23 protein-coding genes are annotated in these 26303 nt (G+C 68.0%); 13 read left to right on the top strand and 10 right to left on the bottom strand.

Going from position 1 to position 26303, the window contains the following annotated elements; genetic code table 11:
* Positions 1 to 33 precede the first annotated feature (33 nt).
* Positions 34 to 1047, top strand: coding sequence for an inner membrane protein YhjD (gene yhjD, locus ATK30_RS13520; protein ID WP_101435908.1), 1014 nt, complete (start codon positions 34 to 36; stop codon positions 1045 to 1047).
* 57 nt (positions 1048 to 1104) lie between these two features.
* Here yhjD and ATK30_RS13515 read toward each other — a convergent pair whose 3' ends face one another.
* Positions 1105 to 2334 carry a D-alanyl-D-alanine carboxypeptidase family protein gene (locus tag ATK30_RS13515; RefSeq protein WP_101435907.1) on the bottom strand — a complete coding sequence of 410 codons (1230 nt, stop codon included), beginning with the start codon at positions 2332 to 2334 and terminating at the stop codon, positions 1105 to 1107.
* Between the two features lie 42 nt (positions 2335 to 2376).
* On the opposite strand from ATK30_RS13515, the gene ATK30_RS13510 reads away from it, so the two are divergent.
* Together ATK30_RS13510 and ATK30_RS13505 are read left to right on the top strand one after the other, a co-directional pair.
* Positions 2377 to 2622 carry an SCO4848 family membrane protein gene (locus tag ATK30_RS13510; RefSeq protein WP_101435906.1) on the top strand — a complete coding sequence of 82 codons (246 nt, stop codon included), beginning with the start codon at positions 2377 to 2379 and terminating at the stop codon, positions 2620 to 2622.
* A 70-nt stretch (positions 2623 to 2692) separates the two neighbouring features.
* A complete protein-coding gene (locus tag ATK30_RS13505; protein WP_101435905.1) occupies positions 2693 to 4075 on the top strand; it encodes a S8 family peptidase in 1383 nt (460 codons plus the stop codon).
* 83 nt (positions 4076 to 4158) lie between these two features.
* Here the strand turns inward: ATK30_RS13505 and ATK30_RS13500 are convergent, their stop codons facing one another.
* The 5 genes from ATK30_RS13500 to sdhC all read right to left on the bottom strand — a co-directional run bounded on the left by ATK30_RS13500 (position 4159) and on the right by sdhC (position 8715).
* Entirely contained in the window at positions 4159 to 5127 is a 969-nt protein-coding gene (locus ATK30_RS13500; protein WP_244194605.1) for a hypothetical protein, read from the bottom strand.
* A 154-nt stretch (positions 5128 to 5281) separates the two neighbouring features.
* Positions 5282 to 6055 (bottom strand): succinate dehydrogenase iron-sulfur subunit, encoded by a 774-nt coding sequence (locus ATK30_RS13495; RefSeq protein WP_101435904.1) that lies wholly within the window; start codon positions 6053 to 6055, stop codon positions 5282 to 5284.
* On the bottom strand, positions 6055 to 7809 hold the full coding sequence (sdhA, locus tag ATK30_RS13490) for a succinate dehydrogenase flavoprotein subunit (RefSeq protein ID WP_101435903.1): 1755 nt from the start codon (positions 7807 to 7809) through the stop codon (positions 6055 to 6057). The genes ATK30_RS13495 and sdhA overlap by 1 nt, the downstream gene beginning before the upstream one ends.
* Positions 7810 to 7844: 35 nt before the next feature.
* Positions 7845 to 8261 (bottom strand): succinate dehydrogenase hydrophobic membrane anchor subunit, encoded by a 417-nt coding sequence (locus ATK30_RS13485; protein ID WP_101435902.1) that lies wholly within the window; start codon positions 8259 to 8261, stop codon positions 7845 to 7847.
* Positions 8262 to 8265: 4 nt separating this feature from the next.
* Positions 8266 to 8715: a succinate dehydrogenase, cytochrome b556 subunit gene (gene sdhC / locus ATK30_RS13480; protein ID WP_009072553.1), complete on the bottom strand. Its 450-nt coding sequence runs from the start codon at positions 8713 to 8715 to the stop codon at positions 8266 to 8268.
* Between the two features lie 553 nt (positions 8716 to 9268).
* Here sdhC and ATK30_RS13475 point away from each other — a divergent pair.
* The 6 genes from ATK30_RS13475 (at position 9269) to ATK30_RS13450 (ending at position 16090) form a co-directional block, all read left to right on the top strand.
* Positions 9269 to 10411, top strand: coding sequence for a BMP family lipoprotein (locus ATK30_RS13475; protein ID WP_101435901.1), 1143 nt, complete (start codon positions 9269 to 9271; stop codon positions 10409 to 10411).
* Between the two features lie 79 nt (positions 10412 to 10490).
* Positions 10491 to 12056, top strand: a complete 1566-nt coding sequence (locus tag ATK30_RS13470; protein WP_101435900.1) for an ABC transporter ATP-binding protein — start codon at positions 10491 to 10493, stop codon at positions 12054 to 12056.
* Positions 12053 to 13150, top strand: coding sequence for an ABC transporter permease (locus tag ATK30_RS13465; RefSeq protein WP_101435899.1), 1098 nt, complete (start codon positions 12053 to 12055; stop codon positions 13148 to 13150). Before ATK30_RS13470 ends, ATK30_RS13465 begins: the two co-directional genes overlap by 4 nt.
* Before the next feature lie 47 nt (positions 13151 to 13197).
* Positions 13198 to 14430 (top strand): ABC transporter permease, encoded by a 1233-nt coding sequence (locus ATK30_RS13460; protein WP_101440807.1) that lies wholly within the window; start codon positions 13198 to 13200, stop codon positions 14428 to 14430.
* Entirely contained in the window at positions 14430 to 14819 is a 390-nt protein-coding gene (locus ATK30_RS13455) for a cytidine deaminase (protein WP_101435898.1), read from the top strand. Before ATK30_RS13460 ends, ATK30_RS13455 begins: the two co-directional genes overlap by 1 nt.
* A complete protein-coding gene (locus ATK30_RS13450; protein WP_101435897.1) occupies positions 14816 to 16090 on the top strand; it encodes a thymidine phosphorylase in 1275 nt (424 codons plus the stop codon). Before ATK30_RS13455 ends, ATK30_RS13450 begins: the two co-directional genes overlap by 4 nt.
* Positions 16091 to 16748: 658 nt before the next feature.
* On the opposite strand, the gene ATK30_RS13445 is transcribed toward ATK30_RS13450, so the two are convergent.
* Entirely contained in the window at positions 16749 to 17840 is a 1092-nt protein-coding gene (locus ATK30_RS13445; RefSeq protein WP_101435896.1) for a PA containing protein, read from the bottom strand.
* Between the two features lie 211 nt (positions 17841 to 18051).
* On the opposite strand from ATK30_RS13445, the gene ATK30_RS13440 reads away from it, so the two are divergent.
* On the top strand, positions 18052 to 19143 hold the full coding sequence (locus ATK30_RS13440; protein ID WP_101435895.1) for an adenosine deaminase: 1092 nt from the start codon (positions 18052 to 18054) through the stop codon (positions 19141 to 19143).
* A gap of 99 nt (positions 19144 to 19242) precedes the next feature.
* Positions 19243 to 20460: an MFS transporter gene (locus tag ATK30_RS13435; protein ID WP_416332677.1), complete on the top strand. Its 1218-nt coding sequence runs from the start codon at positions 19243 to 19245 to the stop codon at positions 20458 to 20460.
* Here the strand turns inward: ATK30_RS13435 and ATK30_RS13430 are convergent.
* The gene (locus ATK30_RS13430) at positions 20457 to 21011 is read right to left on the bottom strand and encodes a TetR/AcrR family transcriptional regulator (protein WP_244194604.1); all 555 of its coding nucleotides are present in this window, start codon (positions 21009 to 21011) and stop codon (positions 20457 to 20459) included. The genes ATK30_RS13435 and ATK30_RS13430 overlap by 4 nt on opposite strands.
* A 102-nt stretch (positions 21012 to 21113) precedes the next feature.
* Here ATK30_RS13430 and ATK30_RS13425 point away from each other — a divergent pair, with 102 nt between their 5' ends.
* Positions 21114 to 21818: an SDR family NAD(P)-dependent oxidoreductase gene (locus ATK30_RS13425; protein WP_101435892.1), complete on the top strand. Its 705-nt coding sequence runs from the start codon at positions 21114 to 21116 to the stop codon at positions 21816 to 21818.
* Between the two features lie 4 nt (positions 21819 to 21822).
* Here the strand turns inward: ATK30_RS13425 and ATK30_RS13420 are convergent, their stop codons facing one another.
* Positions 21823 to 23076, bottom strand: a complete 1254-nt coding sequence (locus ATK30_RS13420; RefSeq protein WP_101435891.1) for a primosomal protein — start codon at positions 23074 to 23076, stop codon at positions 21823 to 21825.
* Positions 23077 to 23230: 154 nt separating this feature from the next.
* On the opposite strand from ATK30_RS13420, the gene ATK30_RS13415 reads away from it, so the two are divergent.
* Positions 23231 to 25735, top strand: a complete 2505-nt coding sequence (locus ATK30_RS13415; protein WP_101435890.1) for a DEAD/DEAH box helicase — start codon at positions 23231 to 23233, stop codon at positions 25733 to 25735.
* Here ATK30_RS13415 and ATK30_RS13410 read toward each other — a convergent pair.
* Positions 25722 to 26279: a hypothetical protein gene (locus tag ATK30_RS13410; protein ID WP_244194603.1), complete on the bottom strand. Its 558-nt coding sequence runs from the start codon at positions 26277 to 26279 to the stop codon at positions 25722 to 25724. The two genes, ATK30_RS13415 and ATK30_RS13410, sit on opposite strands and share 14 nt — an antisense overlap.
* Positions 26280 to 26303: the final 24 nt, after the last annotated feature.

The raw sequence follows: 26303 nt of genomic DNA, 5'->3' as shown, positions 1-26303 counted from the left end.
GCGGGGCCGGGTTGGCGTGGTTAGCGTTTTCCAGTGGCGAAAGAGACCGGTGACAAGGAAAAGCTGCTGCCCCGGCTGCGGCGGAAATACCCGTGGCTGGATCACCTGATCCGCGCCAACGACTCCTTCAACGAAAACTACGGCAACCATTACGCGGCGGCGATCACGTACTTCAGCGTGCTGTCGGTGTTCCCGATCTTCATGGTGGCGTTCGCGATCGTCGGCATGGTGTTCGGGCACAACGACGCGGTGATCGCCCAGCTGACGCACGGGATCGACAGTTCGGTCCCGGAGGGCCTGCGCGGCCTGGTCAAACAGATCACCGACGCGGCGCTGAAGTCCGGCAGCGGCATCGGGGTCTTCGGGCTGCTGCTGGCGCTCTACTCCGGCGTCGGCTGGATGGCCAACCTCCGCGACGCACTCACCGCGCAGTGGGGCCAGGAGAAGAAGACGGAGCAGTTCGTCAGCAAGACGATCAAGGATCTGCTGTCGCTGATCGGGCTCGGGCTGGCGCTGGTCGTGTCGTTCGCGCTGACCGCGGCGGGCAGCGGCGTCGGCGAGCTGCTGCTGAAGCTGGTCGGTCTGGAAGGCCAGCAGTGGGCGAAGGTCCTGCTGCAGATCGCGACGATCGTGCTCGGCCTGATCGCCAACACGCTGGTGTTCCTGTGGGTGATCGCCCGGCTGCCGCGGGAGCACGTCGCGTTGCGCAGCGCGGTCAAGGGCGCGATTTTCGCCTCCGTCGGGTTCGTGATCCTGCAGAAGGTCGCGACGGTGTACCTGGCGAGCGTCACGAAGTCGCCGTCGTTCGCGTTGTTCGGGCCGGTGATCGGGTTGCTGGTGTTCGCGAACCTGGTGTCGCGGTTCCTGCTGCTGGTGACGGCGTGGACGGCGACCGCGCGGGAGAACCAGCGGCGCGTGGTCCAGCCGCCTGCTCCGGTGTTGCTGGAGCCGCGGGTGACCGTGCAGCAGGGGCTGGGGCTCGGCTCCGTGGCGGGCGCGTTCAGCGCTGGCGCCCTGCTGGCCTGGCTCGGCAAACGGAAGGGCTGACCGCACAACGACGAAGGGCCTCCTTGAGCGAATCAAGGAGGCCCTTTTTTCCGGTCGTTACGCGCGGGCGTTGCGCTTCCGCTGATAGGCGATGACGAACCCGGCCACGATGACCACAAGCACCACCAGGGTCAGCACCCAGCCGGTCGTGCCGAAGGGGTCCGGCTTCTGCGCCGCCGCGGTCGTCGAGCCCGCCGGGGTGACTTCCTTGTCCGACATCGGGGCGGCGTCGGCGGTCAGCGGCTGGTAGGCGATCTGGCCGACCGGCTGCGCGCCGCTCTTCTCCAGCGCGAAGCCGTAGTCGAGCAGTTTCGCCGCCTGGTCGACCACCTTGGTCGGACGTTGTTCGGCCCGCATCAGCACGATCGCGAGGCGGTGGCCGTCGCGTTCCGCACCGCCGACGTAGGTGTGCCGCGCGTCGTCCGTGAAACCCGTTTTCCCGCCGAGGAAACCGGGGTACACGCCGAGCAGCTTGTTGTCGTTGATCAGCGGGATCGGCGGTTTCCCGTCGATGGCCGGGATCGCGTACGTCTTCGTCGCGACCGTCTTGGCGAACTCCGGCTGCTTCATCGCGTAGTGGAAAACCAGGCTCAGGTCGTACGCCGAGGTCGACATGCCCGGTCCGTCGAGGCCGGACGGGGTCGCCGCACGGGTGTCGGTCGCACCGATGCGGGTGGCGAGCGCGTTCATCTTGGCGACCGCGGTGTCGGCGCCGCCCAGCGCCGTCGCGAGGGCGTGCGCGACGTCGTTGCCCGAGTGCATCAGCAGGCCGTGCAGCAGCTGGTCCACCGTGTAGTGCCCGCCCGCGGTGATGCCGACGCAGGTGCATTCCTGCTCGGCGTCCTCCTTCGTCGGGATGATGACCTGGTCCGGCTTAAGTTCGGTGACCACGACCAGCGCGAGCAGCGTCTTGATCAGCGACGCCGGCCGCTCCCGCGCGTGCGGGTCCTTCGCCGCGACGATCGCCCCGGTGTCGAGATCCTGCAGCACCCACGACGCCGACGTGTCGCCCGGAGGCAGCGGGGGCGCACCCGGCGGGAGGATCGGGCCGCAGCCGCCCAAGCGGTCGCCGCCGACCGGCTGGGCGGGCATCGGAAGCGGCGGCGGAACGGTCTGGCCCGGCTTCGGCTTCTCCGACGTGTCCACCGGAGCCGGCGGCGCGGCGTGCTCTGTGCATTGCTCCGCCAGCGCCGGTGCGGCGAGGGCGACGGGCGCGGCGACGGCTACGAGGGCTGCGGCGAGTGGCGCGGCGAACGCTCGCAGCGACCGGGCGAAAGCAGGGTGCACCCACGCAATCTAGCGCCGATGGCCCGGCGGCATACTCGAGACATGCGTATTTCACGAGGTACAGCGATGGCCTTGTTCGCTTTCGGCATCTGGTCCTGGATCATCTGGATCACGTTCGCGAAGAATCTGTGGGCCAGCAGCCAGTCGTGGGCGGCCGACGGTTCCCCCACTGGGTACTTCATCGTGCACGCGATTCTCACGGTGGTTTCGTTCGTGCTCGGCACCGCCATCGGGGTGCTCGGCTGGCGCGGCATCCGGGCGACCTCGAAGGAGCGCGCGAACACCTGATGGGTCCTTTGGTCGGTAGCGGGCGCGTCCGGGCTGCCTTAGTTTCGGGCGAGGCGACCATGGAGGCTCAATGTCCCGTTTACGTCGATTGCTCGTTCCGGTCGCGGTGGCCGGGGTCGCCGTCGGCGCGGTGGCCGTGCCGGCGTCTGCCGCGCCAGCGCCGTCGTGTGACACCACCAGCAAGCAGTACAGCTACGTCGTGCTGTACCAGCCGGGCGAGAAGCAGCGTTCGGTCGACGCGGAGCTGACCGCCAAATGCGGCAAGCGGATCGCGTACTACCCGGAGATCGGCGTCGCGGTCGCCAGCTCGCGCAACGCGGACTTCGCCGACCGGATCGGCGTGAAGCGGGCGTACTCGGCGGGCAAGGACGTCGCCGCGAAAGCCGCCGCGCGCGCCGGACTTCGGTCATCGATCGGGATGCTGGAGCGGACGGAGAGCGTCGCCGCCGGTGGCGATTTGTCGACTCAGCAGTGGGACATGCGGGTGATCCACGCTCCGGAGGCGAACAAGATCAACCCCGGTTCGCGGTCGGTCACCGTCGGCGTGCTGGATTCCGGCATCGACGCCAAACACCCCGCGCTCGCACACGCCGTAGACACGCGGTCCTCGACCGGCTGCGTCACCGGCGCGCCGGACGCTTCCGCTTGGGCACCCACGAACTCCGACCACGGCACACACGTCGCCGGCACCATCGCGGGCAAGGACCCGGCGCGCGGCTTCACCGGCATCGCGCCGGGCGTGCGGCTGGCGTCGGTGAAGGTCGTGAACGACGACGGCTACATCTTCCCGGAGGCGGCTGTCTGTGGCTTTGTTTGGGCCGCGCAGCACGGTTTCCAGGTGACGAACAACAGCTACTACATCGACCCCGGGATGTTCTACTGCCGCAACGAAGCTGGCGACGCTGCCGCGTACGAGGCCGTACGGCGCGCCGTGACTTATTCGACGCAGCGCGGGACTCTGAACGTCGCTGCGGCGGGCAACTCCGGTTTCGACGTCCGGACGCAGACTGTCGACCCGAATCGCCCGCACAGGATCGACTCTTCGTGCGGCATCCTGCCGAAGGCGATCGACGGGGTCGTGACGGTGTCCGCGGTTGGTTACGCGGGCACGAAGTCTTCTTACTCCAACTACGGCGCTGTCACGGTCACCGCGCCGGGCGGGGATTTCGCACAGCTGCCGCCTTCTGGACAGGGCGAGGGCTGCCCGCTGTCGACGGTGTTCAACGGCGCTTACGGCACTAAGTGCGGCACTTCAATGGCTTCCCCGCACGCGGCTGGGGTTGCGGCTTTGCTGGCCTCCACACATCGGAACGCACCGCCGCGGGCTTTGACGGCTTTGCTTACCGCGGAGGCGGATCCGGTGGCTTGCGAGGTGTCGGCGTGCGAAGGGCCGAAGCAAAACAACTCGTACTACGGGCACGGCCTAGTCAACGCCCTCGACGCGGTTCACTGACCCGTTCTACGTCCGTGAAGGGCTCCTTGAGGGAATTAGATTCCCTCAAGGAGCCCTTCACGGACATCAGGGCTGTGCGGGCGTCACGGCGGTTCGCCCACGGAAACTGATGGGCGAGGCCGGGTAAGCGCGGTGGCATAGGCGGCGCGCAGCTCGTCCAGAACGGCCTTCGGTTCGGTGCGAAGCCTCGACGGCAGTGTTTGGACGACTGCGATCCCCAGCGAGGCGTAGCGACTGTTCCGGCGCAACGTCCGTGCGTAGTCAGCTGAACGGAAGTGGAAATCCAGAGAATCGATTTCCCACGCCAGCCCCACGTCGTCCCACCAGAAGTCCGGGCGGCCCGCGTAGTCGCCAGCATGGTCGTACAGCACTTCGTTCTGGTGGGTCGGCGGGTGCGGGAGCGCCCTCGCCAGTTTCTGGGCTTCAGCCTCGGCGACCGACCTGGCACGGGCCCATTCGGAGAGGAGCCGCCGAGGAAGCGCCGTACCGCGCTTGGTCCCGCGGTCGAGTTCTTCCGCGAGTGCTTGCGGGGTACAGCCGCCTCGTTGGACTGCTTCGATCATGGCCTGCCCGACGACGTTGACGATCCGAATTCGACGGACGAAATCCGTCGTGGCTCTGGCCAGCGGCGCAAGAGGGACACCTGCGCGCAGCCAAGGTCGAGGCAGCCGTTTCGTGCGTTCGACGGTGACGAAGTCAGTGCTGATCCTCTTGAGATGATGGGGGATCAGCACATGGATCCGGTGCTCGCTCGGGGCGGGAACGTTCAGGCGCAGCCCGTATCGGCGGCAGGCTTCTTCGCCGGTGACGATCGCGGCGGCACCGGCGTAAAGCAGGGCGGCGTGCACGAGCTGATCCGGTGTCGGATCGTTGTTGTGGAGGAGGATGACTCCGGGCAACAGCCGTCGCCACGGGCCCCCTGGCAGGCATTTCCGATAGATGACTTTGCTGTTCATGTCCAGTGATTCCAGCGTCTTCGCTCGGATCACCTGATGAACGCTGTACTGCGAGAGTACGTCGGGTTCGTTCGCCCAGCGGCCTTGTCGCTGCATCTCACGAATGTGCCGCACCCAGCGATGCCGGAAGGCCGCCCAGCGCGGATCTGTGGACAACCCGAAGGCTTGTGGATACGTCGGCCAAAAGCCGTGAAGGGCTCCTTGAGGGAATTAGATTCCCTCAAGGAGCCCTTCACGGACCGTCAGAAGATCAGACGCGCTTGAAGAGGAGCGCGCGCTTTACTTCCTGGATGGCTTTGGTCACCTGGATGCCGCGCGGGCAGGCGTCGGTGCAGTTGAACGTCGTGCGGCAGCGCCACACGCCTTCGCCGTCGTTCAGGATGTCCAGCCGCTCCTCGGCGCCCTCGTCGCGGGAGTCGAAGATGAAGCGGTGGGCGTTCACGATCGCCGCCGGGCCGAAGTACGAGCCGTCGTTCCAGTACACCGGGCAGGACGACGTGCAGCAGGCGCACAGGATGCACTTGGTGGTGTCGTCGAACCGGTTGCGGTCGGCCTGGGACTGGATCCGCTCGCGGGTCGGCTCGTTGCCGTAGGTGATCAGGTACGGCTTGATCGCCCGGTACGCCTCGAAGAACGGGTCCATGTCGACGTAGAGGTCCTTCAACGTCGTCAGGCCCTTGATCGGGGCGATGGTGATCTCGGTTTTCTTGCCGTTCTTCTCCAGCAGGTCCTTCAGCAGCACCTTGCAGGCCAGCCGGTTGATCCCGTTGATCTGCATCGCGTCCGAACCGCACACGCCGTGCGCGCACGAACGGCGGAAGGAGAACGTGCCGTCGATGTAGTCCTTGACGTAGAACAGCAGGTTCAGCACGCGGTCGGTCGGCTGCGCCGGGACGTCGTAGGTCTCCCAGTGCGGCTCGGAGTCGACCTCCGGGTTGAACCGCAGGATCTTCAGCGCGACCTGGATCGGAGTGTGCTCGTCGGACGCCTTCGAGGAGGGCGCCTCAGGGGTGGCCGTCGTCATCAGTACTTCCGCTCCATCGGTTCGTAGCGGGTGAAGGTGACCGGCTTGTAGTCGAGCCGGATGTCGGCCGACAGCCCCTCGCCCTGCTTGTAGGCCATGGTGTGCCGCATGAAGTTCGTGTCGTCGCGGTTCGGGTAGTCCTCGCGGGCGTGCCCGCCGCGGGACTCCTTGCGCGCGATCGCGCCGACGACCAGGACCTCGGCCAGTTCGAGCAGGAAGCCGAGCTCGACGGCCTCGAGCAGGTCGGTGTTGTACCGCTTGCCCTTGTCCGCCACGGTGATCCGCTGGTAGCGCTCCTTGAGCGCCTGGATGTCGGTCAGCGCCTGCTTCAGCGTGTCCTCGGTGCGGTACACCGAAGCGTGCGAGTCCATCGTCTGCTGCATTTCCTTGCGGATGTCGGCGACGCGCTCGTCGCCGTGCTCCGACAGCAGCAGCTTCAGCTGGTCCTCGACCAGTGCGGTCGGGTTCTCCGGAAGCTCGACGTGGTCGTGCGCCAGCGCGTACTCCGCGGCGGCGATGCCCGCGCGGCGGCCGAACACGTTGATGTCCAGCAGCGAGTTCGTGCCCAGCCGGTTCGAACCGTGCACCGACACGCAGGCGACCTCGCCCGCGGCGTACAGGCCCGGGATGACGTGCTCGTTGTCGCGCAGCGCCTCGCCGTGGACGTTCGTCGGGATGCCGCCCATGACGTAGTGGCACGTCGGGAACACCGGCACCGGCTCCTTGACCGGGTCGACGCCCAGGTAGGTGCGGGAGAACTCGGTGATGTCCGGCAGCTTGGTCTCGAGGACCTCGACCGGCAGGTGCGTCACGTCGAGGACGACGTAGTCCTTGTTCGGCCCGCAGCCGCGGCCCTGCAGCACCTCCTGGACCATCGACCGCGCGACGATGTCGCGCGGCGCGAGGTCCTTGATGGTGGGGGCGTAGCGCTCCATGAACCGCTCGCCGTCGGCGTTGCGGAGGATGCCGCCCTCGCCGCGCACCGCCTCGGAGATCAGGATGCCCAGTCCGGCGAGGCCGGTCGGGTGGAACTGGAAGAACTCCATGTCCTCCAGCGGAAGGCCCTTGCGGAAGATGATGCCGAGGCCGTCGCCGGTGAGGGTGTGCGCGTTCGACGTGGTCTTGAAGATCTTGCCCGCGCCGCCGGTGGCGAACACGATCGACTTCGCCTGGAACACGTGCAGTTCGCCGGTGGCCAGCTCGTAGGCGACCACGCCGGAGGCGACCGGGGTGCCGTCCTCGCCCTCGGACAGGACCAGGTCGAGCACGTAGAACTCGTTGAAGAACTCGGTGCCGTGCTTGACGCAGTTTTGGTACAGCGTCTGGAGAATCATGTGGCCGGTGCGGTCCGCGGCGTAGCAGGCGCGGCGCACCGCGGCCTTGCCGTGGTCGCGGGTGTGCCCGCCGAACCGGCGCTGGTCGATCTTGCCCTCGGGTGTCCGGTTGAACGGAAGGCCCATCTTCTCCAGGTCGAGGACGGCGTCGATGGCCTCCTTGGCCATGATCTCCGCGGCGTCCTGGTCGACCAGGTAGTCACCGCCCTTGACGGTGTCGAAGGTGTGCCATTCCCAGTTGTCCTCTTCGACGTTCGCCAGCGCGGCGCACATGCCGCCCTGGGCCGCGCCGGTGTGGGACCGGGTCGGGTAAAGCTTGGTGAGGACCGCGGTGCGGGCGCGCTGACCGGACTCGATGGCCGCGCGCATGCCGGCGCCGCCCGCGCCGACGATCACCACGTCGTACTTGTGGAACTGCATAGGGAAAGACTCCGCTAGCTAGTGGTGGGTGCGCCTCAGGAGGCAGGCATCTCGGGGTCGAACGTGAAGATCACCATCGTGCCGACGGCCAGGATGAGCACCATCGAGACGTAGAGAAGGATCTTCAGCCAGAACCGGGTGGAGTCCTTGCGCGCGTAGTCGTCGATGATCGTGCGCAGCCCGTTGCCGCCGTGGATCTCGGCGAGCCACAGCATCGCCAGGTCCCAGAACTGCCAGAACGGCGAGGCCCAGCGGCCGGCGACGAAACCCCAGTTGATGCGGTGCACGCCGCCGTCGAGGATGTTCATGATGAACAGGTGGCCCAGCACCAGGATGATCAGCGCGAGCCCGGAGATGCGCATGAACAGCCAGCTGTAGAGCTCGAAGTTGCTGCGCCGGGCGGCCGGGCGCCGCGGCGAGCGCGGCTTGTCGAGGATCAGAGCGTCGGCCATGGGATCAGGCACCCCCGAAAAGCGTCTCGACGGTGCGCTTCAGCATGAAGAACGCACCCGGAACCATCACGACCACCCACACGACGCCGATGACCCAGAGCATCGTCTTCTGGTACTTCGGGCCCTTGGCCCAGAAGTCGACCAGCAGGACGCGGAGCCCGTTGAGTGCGTGATACAGCACCGCGCCGACAAGGCCGACCTCGAGCAGGTTCACGATCGGCGTCTTGTACGTCTCGATGACCTGGTCGTAGGTGTTCGGCGACACGCGCACGAGCGCGGTGTCGAGCACGTGCACGAACAGGAAGAAAAAGGTCAGCACGCCGGTGATGCGGTGAAGCACCCAGGACCACATGCCGGGGTCGCCCCGGTAGAAGGTTCCCTGCCGGCGTGAGGCACCCGCCCGATCGCTAGCTCCTGCCCCGCTTTCGGTGGCAGTGCTCGCCGTGGTGGACATCGGTGAACGGCCTCCAACGTCATGACTGTCGTGCCCGGGTGACCGGTGAGGTCCGCACCCGCGGCCGGGGTCGGTCCACTGGGGACAACTCCGGCGACGGTGCCGAGATCAGGGGCCATCGAGCGTGGATGCATGGATGCTAGACCCGACCCATACGCCCGGCTCACCTCCGGGTTCCTGTCTGTGATGGACCAGACACCGGTGACCACGGCAGACCACTCGGACGTGTGGTCTGGAGCACGTTGAAGCGGTCCGTGAAGGACTCCTTCCGGGAATCAGGTTCCCTCGGGGAGTCCTTCACGGACCTTTCCCGGAACGAGGAGGGGCACGGTGAGTGATGGGTGCGCGGGCGGCCGGGGCACTTGATCACAGTCGGCGCCGGATTGGTCGCGGATCGACCCTCCGAGTAAACGTTTGTGTTACGTAGCGTGCCGTTCCTATGGCGGTTACCCGGCGGTTGGGTACGGTCTGGCGGTTGAGCCCGGCGACCGTGACCGGGCCGTTCCTGGATCGTCCGCTGGATCAGCGGGGAGGGAGACACACGTTGCGTCGCATGCGTGGAACCGCGCTGGCCGCCGCGACCATGGCTGGGGTGCTTGCACTGGCCGGGTGCGCGAAGGACACCGGGGGAAGCAACAACAACGCGTCCGGTTCGGACGGCAATGCGGGGTCGAACTGCATCACCGCCCCGAAGCCGCCCGCCGCTCCGGCCGCCGCCACGAGCAGCAGTGCCGCCTCGGGCAAGGTCGACGGCAGCAAGCTCAAGGTCGGCCTGGCCTTCGACGTCGGCGGTCGCGGTGACGCTTCCTTCAACGACGCGGCCGCCGCGGGCACCGACCGGGCGAAGACCGACCTCGGCGTCCCGACCGTCAACGAGAGCACCGCGAGCGCGAGCGAGAGCGAAGCCGCCAAGCAGCAGCGGCTCGAGCAGATGGCGCAGCAGGGCCTGAACCCGATCATCGCGGTCGGCTTCGCCTACGCGCCGTCGGTCAAGGCGGTCGCCGCCAAGTACCCGAACACCAAGTTCGCGATCGTCGACGACGACTCGATCACCCTGCCGAACGTCACGCCGCTGGTCTTCGCCGAGGAGCAGGGCTCGTTCCTGGCCGGCGTCGCCGCCGCGTACAAGAGCAAGAAGTGCCACGTCGGCTTCGTCGGCGGCGTGAACACCCCGCTGATCCAGAAGTTCGAGGCGGGCTTCCTGCAGGGCGCGAAGGCCGTTTCGAGCAAGATCAAGATCGAAGACGAGTACCTGACGCCGGCCGGCGACTTCTCCGGCTTCCAGGACCCGCCGAAGGGCAACGCGAAGGCCGCGGCCGAGATCTCCCGCGGCGCGGACGTCGTCTACCACGCGGCGGGCGCCTCCGGTAAGGGCGTGTTCGACGCGGCGAAGCAGAACAACGCGCTGGCCATCGGCGTCGACTCCGACCAGTACAACCAGAAGACCGTCGCCGCCGACAAGGACGTCATCATCACCTCGATGATCAAGCGCGTCGACGTCGCGGTCTTCGAGTATCTGCAGGCCGTTGCGAAGGGCGACCTGAGCACGGTGCCCAAGCGGTTCGACCTCAAGGCCGACGGCGTCGGCTACTCCACCTCAGGTGGCAAGGTCGACGACATCAAGGACGTGCTCGACGGGTACAAGGCCCAGATCATTTCCGGCGCCATCAAGGTTTCGGACAAGCCGGCCAAGTAACGCTCATGACGCGGCAGGGCTCGGAAGGATCTTCCTTCCGGGCCCTCACGCGTTTCGACAGAACGGGATGTCCCCTCCGATGACCGAGATCGAGGCCGACGCCGTCCCCGACCGGGGCGTGCCGGCCGTCCAGCTGACCGGGATCACCAAGCGGTTTCCCGGCGTGGTCGCGAACTCCGACGTCAACCTCACCGTCGCGGCGGGCGAGGTGCACGCGCTGTGCGGGGAAAACGGCGCGGGCAAGTCGACCCTGATGAAGATCCTGTACGGGATGCAGCAGCCCGACGAGGGCAACATCGCCATCAACGGCGCCGAGGTGAAACTGCGCAACCCGCAGGACGCCATCCGTGCCGGGATCGGCATGGTGCACCAGCACTTCATGCTCGCCGACAACCTGACCGTCGCGGAAAACGTATTCCTAGGCGCGGAATCGCTGCACGGCATCGGCCGCGCGGCGCGGACGCGGCTGCAGGAACTGTCGAAGCGGACCGGGCTGCACGCGAAGCCGGACACGCTGCTGGAGGAACTCGGCGTGGCCGACCGCCAGCGCGTCGAGATCGTCAAAGTCCTTTACCGCGGCGCGAAAATCATCATCCTCGACGAGCCGACCGCCGTGCTCGTGCCGCAGGAAGTGGACGCGCTGTTCACCACGGTCCGCGAGATGCAGGCCGACGGTTACACGTTCCTCTTCATCTCGCACAAGCTCGACGAGGTGCGCGCGATCGCGGACACGGTCACCGTGATCCGGCGCGGCACCACGGTCGGCACCGCGGATCCGAAGAAGATCACCAGCCGCGAACTGGCCGAGATGATGGTCGGTTCGGAGCTGCCGAGCCCGGAGACGCGCGAGTCGACGGTGACCGACCGCGAGGTCCTGCGGGTGCGTGAGCTGCGGCTGTCCGCCGAGGGCTCCGAGCGCAACGTGCTGGACCACATTTCCTTCACCGTGCACGCGGGCGAGGTGCTCGGCATCGCGGGGGTCGAGGGCAACGGCCAGACCGAACTGGTCGAGACGATCATGGGGATGCGCAAGGCGAGCGGCGGCCACATCGAGCTGACGCCGCCCGGCGGCGAGACGCACGACCTGGTCAAGCTGGGCACGCTGGCGCGGCGCGAGGCGGGCATCGGCTACATCGCCGAGGACCGCACGCGGCACAGCCTGCTGCTCACGCAACCGTTGTGGGTCAACCGGATTCTCGGCTACCAGACGCGGGAACCGGTGTCCGGCGGACAGCTGCTCAACATCGCGGGCGCGCGGGAGGACACCGAGCGGATCGTGCGCGAGTACGACGTCCGCACCCCCGGCATCGACGTCCCGGCCGCCGCGCTGTCCGGCGGGAACCAGCAGAAGCTGATCGTCGGCCGCGAGCTCTCCGGCAATCCGGTGCTGCTGATCGCTTCGCATCCGACCCGCGGGGTCGACGTCGGTGCGCAGGCGATGATCTGGGAGCAGATCCGTCAGGCACGCGCCGACGGCCTCGCCGTGCTGCTGATTTCCGCGGACCTCGACGAGCTGATCGGGCTGTCCGACACCATTCGCGTGATGCTGCGCGGGCGGCTCGTGAGCGAGGCGAACCCCGCCACTGTCACTCCGCAGGAACTCGGTTCCGCCATGACCGGCGCCGAAGAAGGTGAAGACTCATGAGTTCGTGGCGCACGCGGCTTCTGCCGCCGCTGCTCGCGATCGCGTTCGCAGTGATCCTGTCCGCGATCGCGCTGGTCATCTCCGGCGCCGACCCGGTGCAGGCATACGGGACGATGATCGGCCAGCTGTTCAAGGGTTCCACCGCCGTCGACACGGTGAACCTCGCGACGGTGTACTACCTGTCCGGCCTCGCCGTGGCGATCGGGTTCCAGATGAACCTGTTCAACATCGGGGTCGAGGGCCAGTACCGGTTCGCCGCGGTGGTCGCCGCGATCATCGGCGGGGCGCTGCAGCTGCCGCCGGTCATCCACACCATCGTGATCCTGCTGGTGGCGATCGTTTCCGGCGCGCTGTACGCGACGATCCCGGCGGTGCTGAAGGTGACCCGCGGCGTCAGCGAGGTCATCTCGACGATCATGCTGAACTCGATCGTCGCCGGCATCATCGCGTTCCTGATCAACGCCAACCAGTTCGGCGTGCAGACCGGCAACAACATCGGGACCAGGGTGATCGCGCCGTCCGGCCGGATCCCGGGCATCCCGCTCGGGTCGGGCACGCTGTTCGGGTTCGTGTTCATCGCGATCGTGATCGGCGGCGCGTACTGGTTCATGCTGAACCGCACCAGGTTCGGCTTCGAGCTGAAGGCGAGCGGCGAGTCCGCGACGGCCGCCGCGGCCGGTGGCGTGAGCGCGAAGAAGATGACACTCATCGCGATGTTGCTCTCCGGCGCGGTGGCCGGTCTGGTCGCCATGCCGGAACTGCTCGGCCGCGACTACAGCTACGGCATCACCGCGACGCAGATGTACGGCTTCACCGGCATCGCGGTCGCGCTGCTCGGCCGCAACCACCCCGGCGGCATCGCGTTCGGCGCGCTGCTGTGGGCCTTCCTGGACACCTCGGCGGTGTCGCTGGAGCAGATCAACGTGTCCAAGGAAATCGCGACGATCATGCAGGGCATCATCGTGCTCTCGGTCGTCGTGGCGTACGAGATCGTGCGCCGGGCCGACCTCGCCGCGGAACAGCGCAGGGTGGGCAGGGCGCTCGCCGGCAACGGCCGCAAGGGCGCCTCGGTCGCGGAAGGCGGTGCGGTGTGACCACCACGACGGAGTTCTCCCGGCCGGGACCGGAGTCCGGGACGCCGATGCCGGTCAAGCGCAAGCGGCAGCGGATCCCCGGCTGGCTGCGCGGCGTGATCTGGGCCGTGGTCGCGATCGCGGTCATGTCGACCGCGTCGTACGCCACCGGCGTTTCGGCGCTGACGTCGAGCAACACCGCGTCGACCGCGTTGCGGCTGGCGCTGCCGATCCTGCTGTGTGCGCTGGGCGGGTTGTGGGCCGAGCGCGCGGGCGTGATCAACATCGGCCTCGAAGGCATGATGATCCTCGGCACCTGGGGCGCGGCCTGGGGTTCGTACTACGGCGGCGCGTGGGTCGGCCTGCTGGCCGCGATCGCGTTCGGCGCGCTGGGCGGATTGCTGCACGCGGTGGCGACGGTGACGTTCAACGTCAACCACATCGTCTCCGGGGTCGCGATCAACCTGCTCGGGCTCGGCGTCGCGAAGTATCTGGCGAACCTGATTTTCGAGCCGCTGTCGGGAAACCCGCGCCAGTCGCCGCCAGTGCCGAAGTTCGACACCTACTCGGCGGCCGGTCTGTCGGATTGGCTGGGCTCGCTGGAGAACCAGCAGCGCGTCGGGCTGTCTGACGTCGCGGGCATTCTGCGCGGACTGGTGACCGGGGTCGCGCCGCTGACCATGATCGCGATCCTGCTGATCCCGGTGAGCTACTGGGTTCTCTGGCGCACCCGGTTCGGCCTGCGGCTGCGTTCGTGCGGCGAGAACCCGGTCGCGGCGGAGTCGCTCGGCGTGAACGTGTACCGCTACAAGTACGTCGGCGTGCTGATCTCCGGCGGTTTCGCGGGCATGGGCGGTGCGTCGCTGGTGCTGCTCAAGGGCGGCGCGGACTACCTGGAGAACCAGACCAACGGCCGCGGGTACATCGGTCTGGCCGCGATGATTTTCGGCAACTGGCGACCGGGCGGGCTGCTCGGCGGGGCCGCGCTGTTCGGGTACTCCGACGGTCTGCAGCTCGCCGGCGGCGGCGACGCGGTGCTGGCGTTGCTGTACGGCGCGGTCATCCTGCTGGCGATCATCGTGATCGTGCAGCTGATCCGGAAGCGCTGGCTCGCGGCTGCGCTCGGCGTGGTCGGCGCTGGCATCTTGTACGCGATCTACTGGACCAACGACACGCTGCCGAGCGACTTGATCCCGTACACGGCGCACTTCGTGACGCTGATTGTGCTGGCCGTTGCGTCGCAACGACTTCGGCCGCCCAAGGCAGACGGTGCGCAGTATCGGCGAGGTGAGGGCGACTGATGTCCGAAGTGGACTGGGAAGCTTTGCGCGCGGCCGCGGTTTCGGCCGCTTCGCATGCTTACGCGCCTTATTCGGGACTGCACGTCGGCGTTGCGGCCATTGTGGACGATGGTCGGCAGGTGACCGGGTGCAACGTCGAAAACGCTTCGTACGGCTTGGGTTTGTGCGCTGAGTGCACAATGGCCGGACAATTGCGACTGTCCGGCGGCGGCCGGCTGATTGCGGTGGCTTGCCGTAGCGGTGAAGGCGAGCTGCTGATGCCGTGTGGCCGTTGTCGCCAGATTCTGTTCGAACTCGGCGGTTCTTCCTGCCTGGTCGACACTCCCCGCGGGGTGCTGCCGATGTCGGAGGTGCTGCCGGACGCGTTCGGGCCGGAGGACCTGCCGTGACCTTCACCGCGGTAGATGTCATTCGGACGAAGCGTGACGGCGGACGGCTGAGCGACGAGCAGATCGACTGGGTCGTCGACGCGTACACCCGCGGCGTTGTCGCGGAAGAGCAGATGGCCGCGCTGGCCATGGCGATTTTCTTGCGGGGCATGGACGACGGCGAGATCGCGCGCTGGACCGGCGCGATGATCGACTCGGGCTCGCGGCTGTCGCTGGACGTCGCGCGCCCGACCGTGGACAAGCACTCGACCGGCGGGGTCGGCGACAAGATCACCTTGCCGCTGGCTCCGCTGGTCGCCGCGTGCGGTGCCGCGGTGCCGCAGCTGTCCGGTCGCGGGCTCGGCCACACCGGCGGGACGCTGGACAAACTGGAGTCGATCCCGGGTTGGCGCGCGGCTTTGTCTCTGGACGAGATCGCGGCGCAGCTGAACTCGGTCGGCGCGGTGGTCTGCGCGGCGACCGAGGGGCTGGCTCCGGCGGACAAGAAGCTGTACGCGCTGCGGGATGTCACCTCGACCGTCGAGTCGGTGCCGTTGATCGCCAGCTCGATCATGAGCAAGAAGATCGCCGAGGGTGCTTCCGGACTGGTGCTGGATGTGAAGGCTGGCTCCGGGGCGTTCATGAAGACGGTGCCGGAAGCGCAGCTGCTGGCGCGGACGCTCGTGGACATCGGCACGGCGCACGGCGTCGCTTGCACGGCGTTGATCACCGACATGAGCACGCCGCTCGGGCGGGCGGTCGGGAACGCGGTGGAGGTCGCGGAGGCAGTTGAGGTCCTCCGCGGTGGCGGACCGGCTGATGTGGTTGCGTTGACGGTGGCGTTGGCTCGGGAAATGCTTGCTTTGGCGGGTATTTCCGTGGATCCGGCTGAGGTGCTGGCGTCCGGCGAGGCTTACGAGGTGTGGGCTCGGATGATCACCGCGCAGGGCGGGGACCCTTCGGCTCCCTTGCCGCGTCCTTCGACGGTGCATGTCGTCCCGGCTCCTGCTTCGGGGGTGCTGACTTCGCTGGACGCCTACGCGGTGGGGGTCGCGGCTTGGCGACTCGGTGCTGGCCGGGCGCGGAAGGAAGACCCGGTGCAGGCCGCGGCGGGGATCTTGTGCCACGCGAAGCCGGGCGATGCGGTGGTGGCGGGGGAGCCGTTGCTGGAACTGCACACGGACACCCCGGAGGCGGTGCCCGCTGCTCTCGCCGCGTTGGAGGGCGGGTTCACGGTGGGTGCGGAGGCGCCTGCTTCGCGAGAGATCGTGCTGGAGACTGTGCGGCCCTGACTGATCCTCTGTGGTGAGCCTGGCTGCTCGCCTGCGGCGAGCCTGGTTGCTTGTTTGCGGTGGTCCTGGTTGCTTGTCTGCGGTGAGCCCCGCTGCTTGTCTGCGGTGGTCCTGGCTGCTTGTGTGCGGCGAGCCTTGCTGCTCGCCTACGACGAAGCCCCCTGTCCGGAGGTCTGGTCGGGGGCTTTGTTCTTGCTGCCCAGACCGGTTGTCCACACCCGTCCCGGGTTGTGGAGCAGTCGGCCTCTGCTCGCTCCAAACGCCGGTTTCGTCGGGTAGCGCCGGTAGACTGGGCATGGGCAGCCCCCCAGAGGAGGGCGGGGGTGGGCGTCGACTCGGAGGCGGAGTCGCGCCGCGCTGGGGAGGCCGTGTGGTTGGGGGATTGGGCACCGCCCGCGACTGTGAATCGACGAAGCTCCGCCCGGGCTGTGGGTGGGGGTTTCGGTTTATCCAGCACTTTCCAGTCCAAGCGATGTGCTGAGCTGTCAGTCCTGACGGCACTGCGCTCGAAGGTCAGGCCGCGGTGCGAGTGGCAGGCTTCGTCGCGAACGATCGTGCGGCACCGTCTGGCCGTGAGGTCACCGGCGACGTCCCGTCTGGAGCTCGAAACGACGAAGCCCCCGTCCGGATTCCGGACGGGGGCTTCGTTCAGAAGCGGTCAGTCAGTCGACTCGTCGGCGTCGCCGCCAGTCTTCGCCTTCGCGTCGGCGGCCTTGGGCGACCGGCCGTTGCGGGAGCTTCGGCGCGGCTGGCGCGGGGCGGGCGGCGGCGGGGCGATCTGCTGCACGGCCGGTCCGCCGCCCAGCATCAGTTCCGCGAACGTGGCCATCGCTTCGTCCAGCTGGCCGCCGATGCGGCGCACCGATTCGTCGTTGCTGCGGCGCACCAGCGAGTCGACCGCGTCGGTGTCCGGCTGCTTCGACAGCGTGCCTTCGACCTTCGACAGGCCGCTGCGGACCGAACCGTCCAGGTCGCCGATGCGGCCGGTGACGTCGTCTTCGACCTTGTCGATGCGGCTGGACAGGTCGTCGAGACGCTGGGTGATCGTCTCGAGCTTCGTGCCCACCGCGTCGAGGCGGGCGGCCGGGTCGATCATCTCGCCGGTGTCGGAGACCGCGCTCTTCACCGCGTCGGTCGCGGTGGCGATGCGTTCCTTCGTCGCGCGGTCCAGTTCGTCGACGCGCGAGCGCAGTTCCTGGTCCGTGGTCTCGATCCGCTCGCGCAGCGACGCCTCGGCCATCTCGATCCGGTCGCGGATCGGGCCCTGCGTCGCCTGCGGCAGCGACTCCAGCTTCGCGTCCTGCTTGTCCAGGTGCCCGCCGAGTTCGTCCAGCCGGCGGTGGATGTTCTGCAGCTTGTCCTCGAGCCCGTCCATCCGGCCCGCGACACCCTCGAACCGCGCCGCCACGCCGTCGAGGCGTCCGTCGAGCTGGGCGAAGGGCTTCGCCAGCTTGTCGACGATGCTCTCCACCGCGTGCGTGAGCGCGGCGATCGCGTTGTCCTGCGACTCGAGCCGGGTCATCGCCTCGTCGAGGCGTTCCGCCAGCACCCCGACCTCGGTCCGGTCCGGCAGTTCCGACAGCCGCTTGCGCACCGCGCCCAGGGAGTCCACCGGCGCGAGCCGGGCGTAGATGTCGTCGAGCGCGTCGAAGATCTGCTGCTGCTCGCTCTCACGAACCTCGGCCGCGCGCACCAGCATGTTGCGCATCCGGTCGAACGACGGAGCGGCAATGTGGTTGTCAGTGGTCACTGCGGTGTCCTTCGTCGGCGGGGAAAATGGAAGGGACTGACCGGAGCTTATCGATGAAGAAAATTGCTGTGCGTATGGCCCCCGGGGAACGCGGATAACGGCCGTGCCACCCGGATGGCCGATTCCTTGCGCACAGTGCTGAGCAGAGGGTTGCTCCGGTGCTCTCGGTTACGGCCAGGTAGGGGAATGACAGCGAGGCTACCGTTGGAGCATGTCGGACGTAACCCCGCTGAGCGCGGAGATCCTGCGCCGTGCCCCCAAGGTCCTGCTCCACGACCACCTCGACGGCGGCTTGCGCCCCGGCACGGTCGCCGAACTCGCCGAGGATCTCGGCTACCGGGACCTTCCCACGACCGATCCGGACGAGCTGGGCCGCTGGTTCCGGGCCGCGGCCGACTCCGGTTCGCTCGTTTCGTATCTCGAAACATTCGCCCATACGTGTGGCGTCATGCAAACGGAGGAAGCGCTGGTCAGGGTTGCCGCCGAAGCGGTCGAGGACCTGGCCGCGGACGGGGTGGTCTACGCCGAGCTGCGGTACGCGCCGGAGCTGTTCGTGGACCGCGGGCTGTCACTCGATGCAGTGGTCGAGGCCGTCCAGGAAGGCTTCGCCGAGGGGACGCGAAGGGTAGCCGCGGGCGGCGGGCGGATCCGGGTGCGGACGCTGTTGTGCGGGATGCGCCAGCACGCCCGTGCGCTCGAGATCGCCGAACTCGCGGTGCGCTACCGCGACGCCGGGGTCGCCGGATTCGACATCGCCGGTCCGGAGGAAGGATTTCCGCCCACCCGCAATCTGGACGCATTCGACTATTTGCGCCGGAACAATGCGCACTTCACTATTCATGCCGGCGAAGCGTTCGGTCTTCCGTCGATCGGCGAGGCAATCCAGTACTGCGGTGCGGAACGGCTCGGGCACGGCGTGCGGATCGCCGAGGACATCACCGCCGACGCCGACGGAAATGTCCATCTTGGACGGTTGGCGAGCTACGTGCGGGACCGGCGGATCCCGCTGGAAATCTGCCCCTCGTCGAATGTCCAGACTGGAACCGTGCCGTCGCTGGCCGAACACCCCATCGGACTGCTCGCCCGGCTGCGCTTCCGCGTCACCGTCAACACCGACAACCGGTTGATGAGCGGATGCACGATGACCAGTGAATTCGCCGCGCTGGCCGAGACGTTCGGCTTCGGCCTCGACGACTTCCGCTGGTTCACCATCAACGCGATGAAATCCGCGTTCCTCGATTTCGACGAGCGGCTCGAGCTGATCGAGAAGGTCGTCAAACCCGGGTACGCGGCGCTCGGCTGAATCCCCGCTCCTGGACGCGGCCGCCGAAAGGCGGTTGCGTTCGTTAGCCATGCCAACTATCGTTCACCATGTAGGATAGATATCTCAAATAATGAGACGGTGGGCGGAATGGCGCAGGTCGAGGCTGGGGAGCAGGTGCGGCAAAAAGGCAGTTCGCGACGGTGGCTGATCCTCGCGCTCGGCCTCGCCGCGCAGACCGCCAGCTGCTCGTTCCTTTACGGGCTGCCGTTTCTCGTGCCCGCCATGCGCGAGGCCGACCATCTGACGCTGGCGCAGGCGGGCACGGTCGTCGCGGCGCCCAGCATCGGCCTGCTGCTGACGCTCATCGCCTGGGGCGCGGCTGCGGACCGTTACGGCGAGCGGCTCATCATGGCGCTGGGCCTGGGAGTATCGGGGTTACTCCTCGTGTACGCCGCCCTGTGGCACCACCCGGTCGGCCTTCTCTTTGGAGTGTTTCTCGTAGCCGGTGCGTGCACGGCTTCGGTGAACGCGGCGAGCGGCCGGGTCGTGATGGGCTGGTTCTCGAAATCCGAGCGCGGCGTCGCGATGGGGATCCGGCAGACGGCGCAGCCGCTGGGCGTCGGCGTGGCCGCGCTTGGGCTGCCGCCACTGGCCGCGCAGTGGGGGTTCCAGGCGGCGATGCTGCTGCCCGCGGCGTTGGCGGTCGGCGTGGCGCTGTTGGTGGCGGCGTTCGTCATCGACCCGCCGCGGCCACCGCGCGCGGCGAAGGGGGAGCGGCCGCCGTCGCCGTACCGAAAGCCGTGGCTGTGGCGAGTGCACGGCGCGAGCGCGCTGTTAGTGGTGCCGCAGTTCGCGGTGTCCGCGTTCGCGCCGGTGTACCTGGTGTCTCAGCATCAGTGGACCGCCGCGCAGGCCGGGGTGTTCGTCGCGGTGGCTCAAGTGCTCGGTGCGCTCGGACGGCTGGCGTCGGGGTATTGGTCGGACCGGGTCGGCAGCCGGTTGCGGCCGATGCGGCAGCTCGCCGTCGCGAGCGCGGTCGTGATGCTGCTGGTCGCCGTCGGGGACGCGACGTGGCTGTGGCTGGTGCTGGCCGCGCTGGTGCTGGCGGCGGTGATCACGGTGGCGGACAACGGTCTTGGCTTCACCGCGTCGGCCGAGCTGGCCGGGGTCGCGTGGTCCGGCCGCGCGATGGGGACGCAGAACACCGCGCAGAACATCGCCGCGTCGCTCACACCGCCGTTGCTGGGCTTGGTGATCGGGGACAGCCGGTACGCGCTGGCCTATTGCGTCGCAGCCATATTCCCTTTGCTGGCAATAGGTTTGGTTCCAGTGCGGGCGGAGTCCGAAAAGGACTAAGCGCGCAGGCCGTCGAGAAAGAACGCCAGGTGCCGTCGCCAGGTTTCGGGTGGTTCACGGATCAGCTGCGACATCGCGGAGACCAGCGGAGCGAGATCCGAGGGTTCGAAATCGGCGCGCAGCTGACCGGATTCCTTGGCCCGGTCGATAATCCGCGCGGCGTGCTGGAACCCGGTGCGGCAGGCCTCCAGCGCGGCCGGGCTCAGCGGCAGCCGCCGGGCGAGGGCGTCGTTGAGGCCTTGGTCCTTGGCCTGCAACACGAATAGTCCGTCGAGGAATCCGGTGAAGCCCTGCCAGGGGTCCGGCTCCGCTAACGCCTTCGTCACCAGGTCGTCCACCGCGGCGATTCGTGCGGGCAGGATCGCGTCGACAAAGGCGTCCCGGGTGGGGAAGTGCGCGTACAGCGTGCCGATGCTGACCCCGGCGCTGCGGGCGATCTGCTCCAGCGGCGCGTCGAGGCCGTGCTCGCCGAACGCGCGCGTCGCGGCGGCCAGCAGCTTGTCGCGGTTGCGGGCGGCGTCCGCGCGCAACGGCTTCGATCCGGTGGCCATGGGTCCCATCGTACAAAGTCGAGGGTGCCCTCGGGTTTTTGTGGTAGCTTCGGACGAAGTCGAGGGCACCCTCGATTTACCTCTGGGGAAGGAAGCCAAGCCATGACCACTCGCCCGACCGCTGTCGTTCTCGGAGCCGGACCCGGCCTCGGGATGTCGATGGCACGCCGGTTCTCCGCCGAGGGGTACCAGGTCGCCCTCGTTTCGCGCACCGCTGAGCGGCACCCGGCCTACCTGGCCGAACTCGGCGACGCCGAGGCGTTCGTCGGCGACGTCCGGAACGGCATCGGGACGACGCTCGACGAAATCGCCGAACGTTTCGGGGGCATCGACGTCGCCTACTACGGCCCGGCCGCGATCGAACCGGACCGCATGCCCACGGACATCACCGAAGTGACCGTCGGCGCCGTCGAGAAGGCGATGAGCTGGGTGTATCCGGCCGTCGAGGTGGTCGGCAAGCTGCTGCCGGGCATGCTGGAACGCGGCCGCGGCGGGTTCCTGTTCGCGGGCGGGCTGAGCGCGGTGCGGCCGATGCCCGCGCTCGGCGCGCTCGCGATGTCGTCGGCGGCCCTGCGGAACTACGCGCGGACGCTGCACGAACGGCTGGCCGGGACCGGCGTGTACGCGGGCAGCCTCATCATCGGCGGTCTGATCGAACGCGGCGACATCTACCGGATGGTCGTCGCGCAGCGGGAAAAATACGGCGACGCCGGCGGCCGCACCCTGGATCCGGATGCGATCGCCGGCGTCGCCTGGAAGATGTTCTCCGCCGGGGACTCGGCCGAGAGCGTGTTCGACGCCCTCTAGAGGTTCAGACCACCGTGAGGCGGTTCTCGAAGTCCTCCACCAGCTTGCGCCAGGCGCTCTGCTCGGCGTCGAACGGAGCGCTCGGCTCGAGCCGGCTCGGGTCCGGCCGCAGCACGAACGACACCAGCCAGCCGAGGCTTTCGTTGGCCGCCAGCGCGGTTTCGACGGTGTCGTCGCCCGCCCATTCGGCGGCGTCGGTGATCAGCTCGACGGCCAGCTCCAGCTGGGTCGGGTCGATCGACTCGGGGCCCTCGGCGATGTCCTCGTCGAGGCCGGGGAACACGTAGGTGTTGTCGGTGTCGACCTCGATCTCGAGCTCGTCGGCCGCCGCCTTCTCGCGCACCTCGTCCCAAGTGGACACCTCGGCGAGGTCGGTGTCGGCGAGCTCGTCCCCCGCCTTGATCGCCTTGAGCAGCGCCTTGGGCGAGCTGAACACGTCGATCTCGCCGTCGTTGCCGAGGAACACCGGCTTGTCGTCGAGGTAGCAGCGCAGCGTGTAGTACTCCGCACCGGAGGTGACGATCTTGATCGGGTCGATGCCGACCTCGCCCCAGAAGCCGACCGGCTCGTCCTCGGCGTCCTCGTCCTCGGTGTCGACCGCTTCGAGGTCTTCCGGCCCGCCGTCTTCTTCACCGGCCTCCGCCTCGGCGGATTCCTCGTGGAAGGCGGCCAGCTCTTCGGCGGTCTGCTCCAGCACCGCGGCGTCGACGTCCGGCACGGTCACCAGGTTGTCGATCGCGTCGAGCACGGTGTCCCACTTCTCGGAGACGGCCTTCGACAGGTCGTTCCACAGCGCTTCGCCCTCGCGCCCGGTGAACGGCAGCCGGCCCTGCTCCAGCAGCGAGAAGCCCTCGTAGGCGTCGAGCACCTCGTGCACCTCGTCCAGCTCGCACACGTCGGCGAGCGAACGCACGATGCCGACGATCTCGGCGAGTTCGCCGATCGTCCACGAGTCCGGCTCCTCGGCGACCAGCTCGGGCACGCCGACGAGGTCGTAGGAGTGGTCGTCGTCCGGGATCAGCTCGGGCACGTTCAGCGCGGGCACCGCGTCCCACGCCGGGTGGTCGAGCAGGTCGTGCTGCTCGGACGTGCGCACGAAGGCGGCGAGGTGCGCGGCGTCCGGGAAGGCGTACAGGTCGTCCTCGTCGCCGAGGAACGCTTCCCACTCCTCGCCGTCCTCCCGCCACCGCGGGGCCCAGAGGGTGACCACGTCGCCCTGCGGCAGCCCGAGCTCGATCGGGATGATGTCCTGTGCCATTGCCGAATCCTCCGCGAGTACCGCCCGTGTGCGCGCCCGCCTGCCTGTGGCCCCTCCGGCGACGCGCGGTACCGGAAGCCTACGGGTTAGGGCAAGGGCCCGCGATCTCCCCTGCACCTGCGGCCGGGCCCGGGATGGCACGATAGGTGCCGCGATGACTCTCACCGACCTCCTGCCAGCGGATCCCGACGCAGATGCCCTGTTCGAAGCCTTCACGACGTGGACGGCGGAGCGGGGCATCGAGTTGTACCCGGCGCAGGAGGAGGCGGTGATCGAGGTCGTCTCCGGGGCCAACGTCATCCTGTCGACGCCGACCGGCTCCGGCAAAAGCCTCGTGGCGGTCGGCGCGCACTTCACCGCGCTCGCGCACGGCAAACGCAGTTTTTACACCGCGCCGATCAAGGCCCTCGTCTCGGAGAAGTTCTTCCAGCTCATCGAGATCTTCGGGGCCGACCAGGTCGGCATGATGACCGGCGATTCGAGCGTCAACGCCGATGCTCCGATCATCTGCTGCACCGCGGAAATCTTGGCGAACATCGCGTTGCGCGACGGTGCCGACGCCCCGGTCGGCCAGGTCGTCGCGGACGAGTTCCACTTCTATTCGGAACCGGACCGCGGCTGGGCGTGGCAGGTCCCGCTGATCGAGCTGCCGAACGCGCAGTTCGTGCTCATGTCGGCCACGCTCGGCGACGTTTCGTTCTTCGAAAAGGACCTGACCCGGCGGACCGGGCGGCCGACCGCGGTGGTCACGTCGGCGCAGCGGCCGGTGCCGCTCACCTTCCGGTACGCGCTCACGCCGCTGCACGAGACGATGTCCGAGCTGCTCAACGGCGGCCAGGCACCGGTGTATGTCGTGCATTTCTCGCAGGCGGCGGCCATCGAGCGGGCGCAGACGCTGATGAGCATCAACGTCACGACCAAGGCGGAGAAGGAGGCGATCGCCGACCTGCTCGGCGACTTCCGGTTCTCCGCCGGGTTCGGCAAGACGCTTTCGCGGCTCGTGCGGCACGGCATCGGCGTGCACCACGCGGGCATGCTGCCGAAGTACCGTCGGCTGGTCGAAACGCTCGCGCAGTCCGGCCTGCTGAAGGTGATCTGCGGGACGGACACCCTCGGCGTCGGCATCAACGTGCCGATCCGCACGGTGGTGTTCTCGGCGCTGACGAAATACGACGGCGTGCGGCAGCGGCATCTGAAGGCGCGCGAGTTCCACCAGATCGCCGGACGCGCCGGCCGGGCCGGGTACGACACCGACGGGTACGTGGTCGTGCAGGCCCCGGACCACGTGGTGGAGAACGCGAAGGCGCTGGAGAAGGCGGGCGACGACCCGAAGAAGAAAAAGAAGATCGTCCGGAAGAAAGCGCCGGAGGGCTTCGTCAACTGGACCGAGAGCACGTTCGACCGGCTGATCGCGGCCGAGCCGGAACCGCTCACGTCCAGCTTCCAGGTCAGCCACTCGATGCTGCTGAACGTGATTTCGCGGCCGGGCAACGCGTTCGACGCGATGCGGCATCTGCTCGAGGACAACCATTCGGACCGCCCGACGCAGCGGAAGCTGATCCTGCGGGCGATCGAGATCTATCGTTCGCTGCTCGCCGCCGGCGTCGTGGAAAGGCTGCCCGAACCGGACGCCGAGGGACGCATCGTCCGCCTGACCGTGGACCTGCAGTTCGATTTCGCGTTGAACCAGCCGCTTTCGCCCTTCGCGCTGGCCGCGATCGAACTGCTGGACATGGAATCGCCGTCGTACGCGCTGGACGTCGTGTCCATTGTGGAATCCACCGTCGACAACCCGCGGCCGGTGTTGTCACAGCAGCAGTTCAAGGCTCGCGGCGAAGCCGTGCAGGCGATGAAGGCCGAGGGCATCGAGTACGACGAGCGGATGGAGCTTCTCGAATCCGTCACGTACCCGAAACCGTTGGAGGAGCTGCTTAACGCGGCCTACCAGTCGTATCGCGCCGGCCACCCGTGGGTGGCGGATTACGAGCTGTCGCCGAAGTCGGTGGTGCGCGATATGTACGAGCGCGCGATGAACTTCGTGGAATACGTGGGCTTCTATCAGCTCGCGCGTTCTGAGGGTTTGGTGCTGCGCTATCTCGCCGACACTTACGACGCGTTGCGGCACACCGTGCCGGACGAGGCGAAAACCGAATCGCTGCAAGACCTCATCGAATGGCTCGGCGAACTGGTGCGCCAGGTCGACTCGAGCCTGCTGGACGAATGGGAAGCGCTGCGGCATCCGGACGAGGAGGGCCCGGTGTCGCACCGGCCGCCGCCCGAGCCGCCCGCGGTGACGCGCAACGAGCGGGCGTTCCGCGTGCTGGTGCGCAACGAGTTGTTCCGCCGGGTGGAGCTGGCTTCGCGCCGGGCGTACGACGAACTGGGCGCGCTGGACGCCGCCTCCGGCTGGGACGCGGACGCGTGGGAAGACGCGATCGAGGACTACTTCGACGAGCACGATTCGCTCGGCATCGGCCCGGACGCGCGCGGTCCGGCTTTGCTGCTGATCGAACAGGAGCCGGATCTCTGGCGGGTGCGGCAGATCTTCGACGATCCGGCTGGCGACCACGACTGGGGGATCAGCGCGGAGGTCGATTTGCGCGCCTCGGACGAGGCGGGCAGCGCGGTGGTCCGGATCGTGGACGTCAACCAGCTCTGAGTACCCGGGTTTCCGGCCGCCGGACGAGCAGCACGGCGAGCATGATCAGCGAGAGCGCGGGCATCGGGTAGCCGAGTGCGATGCCGGCGGCGGTGTCCGCGATCGGTGCGGCCAGCCCGGCGGTGAAGACCCACGTGGGCGCGGGCCGCGGTTTGGCGGCGGTGGACCACGGCGTGCGCGACCACGGCTTGGCGACCGAAATCCAGACCTGGAACGCCAATCCGCTCGCCATCAGCGCACTGCCCGCGGCTAGCTGCCACACCGGTGCGGCGGTCGCGGCGGCCTCGGTGAGAGCGGGCGAGAGCAGGAAAATCCCGGCGTACAGCTGGATGAGCGTCAGGCCGAATTTGACCAGGACCCACCAATGCCGGAAGAAACCCCAGGCGGTGGCTCCGGCGAGAAGCAGACCGGTGAACGCGGCGGTGTTCGCCATGGGCGCCAGCAGCACGGTGTCGAGGCGCTTGGCCATGAGCATCGCCGGGCCCGCGTGGTGTCCGTCGAGCGCGACCAGCGTCAGCACGCACAGGGAGAGCGCCTGGCTCATCCATGCTACTGACGAGATTACGTG

It is taken from the genome of Amycolatopsis echigonensis, assembly GCF_002846615.1.
GTDB classification, from domain to species: Bacteria; Actinomycetota; Actinomycetes; order Mycobacteriales; family Pseudonocardiaceae; genus Amycolatopsis; species Amycolatopsis echigonensis.
Note: the sequence above shows the minus strand (reverse complement) of the source record. Positions and strands in the feature narration are given on the sequence as shown.

Bases quoted from the DNA above. Each gene is read 5' to 3' on its own strand.
- ATK30_RS13510 (WP_101435906.1), top strand. From the start codon at position 2,377: ATGCGTATTTCACGAGGTACAGCGATGGCCTTGTTCGCTTTCGGCATC.
- ATK30_RS13505 (WP_101435905.1), top strand. From the start codon at position 2,693: ATGTCCCGTTTACGTCGATTGCTCGTTCCGGTCGCGGTGGCCGGGGTC.
- ATK30_RS13500 (WP_244194605.1), bottom strand. From the start codon at position 5,127: ATGCAGCGACAAGGCCGCTGGGCGAACGAACCCGACGTACTCTCGCAG.
- ATK30_RS13495 (WP_101435904.1), bottom strand. From the start codon at position 6,055: ATGACGACGGCCACCCCTGAGGCGCCCTCCTCGAAGGCGTCCGACGAG.
- sdhA (WP_101435903.1), bottom strand. From the start codon at position 7,809: ATGCAGTTCCACAAGTACGACGTGGTGATCGTCGGCGCGGGCGGCGCC.
- ATK30_RS13485 (WP_101435902.1), bottom strand. From the start codon at position 8,261: ATGGCCGACGCTCTGATCCTCGACAAGCCGCGCTCGCCGCGGCGCCCG.
- sdhC (WP_009072553.1), bottom strand. From the start codon at position 8,715: ATGTCCACCACGGCGAGCACTGCCACCGAAAGCGGGGCAGGAGCTAGC.
- ATK30_RS13475 (WP_101435901.1), top strand. From the start codon at position 9,269: ATGCGTGGAACCGCGCTGGCCGCCGCGACCATGGCTGGGGTGCTTGCA.
- ATK30_RS13470 (WP_101435900.1), top strand. From the start codon at position 10,491: ATGACCGAGATCGAGGCCGACGCCGTCCCCGACCGGGGCGTGCCGGCC.
- ATK30_RS13465 (WP_101435899.1), top strand. From the start codon at position 12,053: ATGAGTTCGTGGCGCACGCGGCTTCTGCCGCCGCTGCTCGCGATCGCG.
- ATK30_RS13460 (WP_101440807.1), top strand. From the start codon at position 13,198: ATGCCGGTCAAGCGCAAGCGGCAGCGGATCCCCGGCTGGCTGCGCGGC.
- ATK30_RS13455 (WP_101435898.1), top strand. From the start codon at position 14,430: ATGTCCGAAGTGGACTGGGAAGCTTTGCGCGCGGCCGCGGTTTCGGCC.
- ATK30_RS13440 (WP_101435895.1), top strand. From the start codon at position 18,052: ATGTCGGACGTAACCCCGCTGAGCGCGGAGATCCTGCGCCGTGCCCCC.
- ATK30_RS13430 (WP_244194604.1), bottom strand. From the start codon at position 21,011: ATGGCCACCGGATCGAAGCCGTTGCGCGCGGACGCCGCCCGCAACCGC.
- ATK30_RS13425 (WP_101435892.1), top strand. From the start codon at position 21,114: ATGACCACTCGCCCGACCGCTGTCGTTCTCGGAGCCGGACCCGGCCTC.
- ATK30_RS13420 (WP_101435891.1), bottom strand. From the start codon at position 23,076: ATGGCACAGGACATCATCCCGATCGAGCTCGGGCTGCCGCAGGGCGAC.
- ATK30_RS13415 (WP_101435890.1), top strand. From the start codon at position 23,231: ATGACTCTCACCGACCTCCTGCCAGCGGATCCCGACGCAGATGCCCTG.
- ATK30_RS13410 (WP_244194603.1), bottom strand. From the start codon at position 26,279: ATGAGCCAGGCGCTCTCCCTGTGCGTGCTGACGCTGGTCGCGCTCGAC.